Source organism: Olivibacter ginsenosidimutans (assembly GCF_039542865.1).
GTDB lineage: Bacteria > Bacteroidota > Bacteroidia > Sphingobacteriales > Sphingobacteriaceae > Olivibacter > Olivibacter ginsenosidimutans.
On record NZ_BAABIQ010000018.1, the window covers coordinates 1 to 2,955 of the forward strand.

The following is a 2,955-nucleotide window of genomic DNA, read 5'->3' on the forward strand; positions in this document are numbered from 1 at the left end:
GAGACCTTCCTGCAGCATTATCGAAAATACCAACACTTTCAAGTTGCCTTAACATTCCTGTTGAACGTTCGATATTGTGAGCAGACCCTGTAGCTTTACCAAATACGTACTCTAACTTAGTACCTATGTTAGCTCCCGTCTTAGCGGCAACTACCTCAACTCCTATACCCCAACTTCTATAATCTACTAAATTCTGCTTATTTTGACAATAAGTTGTTTCATTATTTTTAATGACTTTGAAAACTGTTTTTGGTGTTTCATTTTGAAATGAAGAAGATATTGTTACCTCCTGAATATTGGGAAATGTAATAGCTGCACTTATTACTTTCACATTAGTAACAAGTGCAGCTAAAACAAACAGCAATATTTTTATTAACAGCTTCATTTCATATTTTCTTTAATCTACTTAGTAATTTCTTCCTTACTCCAATATTCTAATGAATCCCAAAGGTATTTTCCTAATGCCCCTTTAGATTTCAACTCCCTTTTAACTTCGGGTTCGGATAAAGTTTGTTTAGCATATACAATCATCTTTTCTTTATTGCTTGATTCACGCATATCTAAACCACTATAATTAGCCCATTTGTAAAGAATGCTACCTGGTTCGAGTTCTGATGCCTTTTTCATCATACTTTGAGCTTCTTCAATTTCAATATCAAAATACCACTCAGATATGCAGGCTATCTGTCCGATATAAAAAAGATATTCCGGGTTATTGGAAAATTTAGCATATGATTCAATAAAATACTTCTTTAATAACCCTGCATAATAATCGTGGCCATTGGGGTCGTATTGTTCTTCAACCAATAAATTCATAAGTAAGTAATTCATACTTAAATATGCATCTATGCTACTACTATTTTGATTAATAGTTTCCTGTATTAAAGCAATGGCAGATTTCCAATCTTTGCTTTGTTCAAGTTTTGACAACTGTTCTTTCCAATCCATAGTCTATCATTTTAAGGAATGAACATTGTTCCAATTTTCGGAACTCCGTTAACAACACTGCCCCTAATTATAACATTGTAACCACCAACATTTACGGAAACATTATTAAAAACTCCACTTACTGGAAGTTTTCCATTTGCAGCATTTAAAACAGCCCTAAAAGTATTTTCTTGCCCACCAAGCTTTGTTACTAATGGGTCAAGATTATGAGCTGCCTTACCAAAGACGTGAGTAACTTTATTTTTCATTGCATAAGCTACAGCATCATCAATAGTACTGCTTGAAAATTGGGTCAACCATTTACTTGGTGATTTGCAGTCTTTTCAAGTTCAGTCTTTGACTTGTAGTCAAAGTATCTCGTTGCATAATCAAAGTTTCGTAATAACATAATTGTAATTATTTCAAATTTTAAAATCCCAAATCTTTTCCTCCTGTTCGTGTTGCACTATTGATTATATCATCCCATGATTTTCCTTGCTCCCTTAAATAGTCAATTGTAGGACCAAGCTTATCTCCATACTTTTGAAGATTTCTTAGATAAATCTGTTGTAATACATTGTCAGGGGTAAGTGATTTATATTTTACTCCAAGCTCTCTTCTTAATCCGTGTAAAACCCTTGCAATTTCTTCGGATGAACTTCAGCTGCCCTTGGATACTATAATACTCCGTTACTATATCTTTTCAATTTGCTCAGCAGTAACCGCTAAAACATCCAATGTTTCTGTCTTATCATTCATAAATTCGACTAAATAACCAACTGGAAAGTCTGGCAAAACCATCACTACTACTCCCCTACAATCTTCGGGTACTTTGTCATTTAATCGTGTTAATGATTTAACTATATCATATTGATTTATCATATCAAAATCTATTTTGTTGGAAATGCCGTAACTAGTCGTATTACGTCATCATTATTTTTAATCCATGCTGTGGTAACGTTAATTACACGGCCATTAGCACCTGTTACAGAAATAACTTGATTATATTGTGTTCTATATTTAGTTACCGCTGTTTCTACTGCCTTACTCGCATCAAAAACAAGTTGTTTTGCTAATTGATCAGCATTTGCTTTCGTAAAACCTAAAGCTTTTTCAAACCATGCTGCCTTCGAAGCTCCCACAGGATGTTCTGGATTTAATAAATACTTAGCTAATTTCCATTTTTCTTCTCATCTTCTTCTTGGCGGAGCTATACCTTTTCAAACATACGAACTAAAAAGGATGCCTTCTTTTGTTTCATAAGGTTTTGTTATCTGTAACGTATATGTGTTGTCACTCTAGGCGGACAGGGGTTGATATCGATACTTTATCCATTTCAGGTCATAAAAACGACTTTCCCGTCTTAGCGGCACTTGATCATTTATATCAAATCAACTCAATAATTTTATTACCCCCATCAGTCCGAATATGCAGCAATTTACCCTTAATGCTAAAATCCTCTATAAGGTCTGTCTGTTCACTCTTTACAACCTCGCCTTTGTAATTTATTACTCTTATAAAGGCTTCTTCCAATACAAGCAACTTTTCATCATTTATCACATACAACCCAACTAAAGGTGTAGTGACTTCTAGTGACACTTTAATCTTTACAGCTTCATCTATTAGATAAATACTTTTCCCAGTATCCAACACAACCAAATTATTCCAATACAAAAAGTTCAAATTGTCTTCTCGTTCATCACTACTAAAAGACAAAACAAATAATTTATCATTTGTTAATGAATGATAGCAAACATAACAGTAGTAATTATCGCCAAATGTATCTTCTATCGATAAACTATGATCGGCTTTTTGATTATTATAAAAAGTTAATGCTTCTTCCGAAGACGAAAAACTAAACCCTTTCAAATATTTATTTTGAACGACTTGTTTCATATTATTTTCCATCTAATAATTTAATAGCATTAGTGTCCGGTTAAATTTGCAGCATGCTTAAAAAGCATGTTTGTTTTCTTTTGAACGATGTTTTTCTGTCCAGTGTCAATAGCATGGTCATGTCTGAAAGAT

The 2,955-nt window shown here is 33.4% G+C and carries 5 protein-coding genes and 1 pseudogene; all 6 read right to left on the reverse strand.

Annotation, left to right across the window (positions count from 1 at the left end; all coding sequences use genetic code 11):
• On the reverse strand, positions 1 to 385 hold a 385-nt coding region (locus tag ABD930_RS08735), incomplete at its 3' end, for a hypothetical protein (protein ID WP_345231342.1).
• A gap of 17 nt (positions 386 to 402) precedes the next feature.
• A complete protein-coding gene (locus tag ABD930_RS08740; RefSeq protein WP_345231343.1) occupies positions 403 to 948 on the reverse strand; it encodes a hypothetical protein in 546 nt (181 codons plus the stop codon).
• A gap of 11 nt (positions 949 to 959) precedes the next feature.
• The gene (locus ABD930_RS08745; protein WP_345231344.1) at positions 960 to 1,244 is read right to left on the reverse strand and encodes a hypothetical protein; all 285 of its coding nucleotides are present in this window, start codon (positions 1,242 to 1,244) and stop codon (positions 960 to 962) included.
• A 376-nt stretch (positions 1,245 to 1,620) separates the two neighbouring features.
• The gene (locus ABD930_RS08750) at positions 1,621 to 1,809 is read right to left on the reverse strand and encodes a DUF4926 domain-containing protein (protein WP_345231345.1); all 189 of its coding nucleotides are present in this window, start codon (positions 1,807 to 1,809) and stop codon (positions 1,621 to 1,623) included.
• 8 nt (positions 1,810 to 1,817) lie between these two features.
• Positions 1,818 to 2,099, reverse strand: a pseudogene (locus tag ABD930_RS08755) (DUF6883 domain-containing protein); the annotation flags it as partial.
• Between the two features lie 214 nt (positions 2,100 to 2,313).
• Complete coding sequence (locus ABD930_RS08760; protein ID WP_345231346.1) at positions 2,314 to 2,835, reverse strand: hypothetical protein; 522 nt, start codon at positions 2,833 to 2,835, stop codon at positions 2,314 to 2,316.
• Between the last annotated feature and the right edge of the window lie 120 nt (positions 2,836 to 2,955).

Bases quoted from the DNA above. Each gene is read 5' to 3' on its own strand.
- ABD930_RS08760 (WP_345231346.1), bottom strand. From the start codon at position 2,835: ATGGAAAATAATATGAAACAAGTCGTTCAAAATAAATATTTGAAAGGG.
- ABD930_RS08750 (WP_345231345.1), bottom strand. From the start codon at position 1,809: ATGATAAATCAATATGATATAGTTAAATCATTAACACGATTAAATGAC.
- ABD930_RS08740 (WP_345231343.1), bottom strand. From the start codon at position 948: ATGGATTGGAAAGAACAGTTGTCAAAACTTGAACAAAGCAAAGATTGG.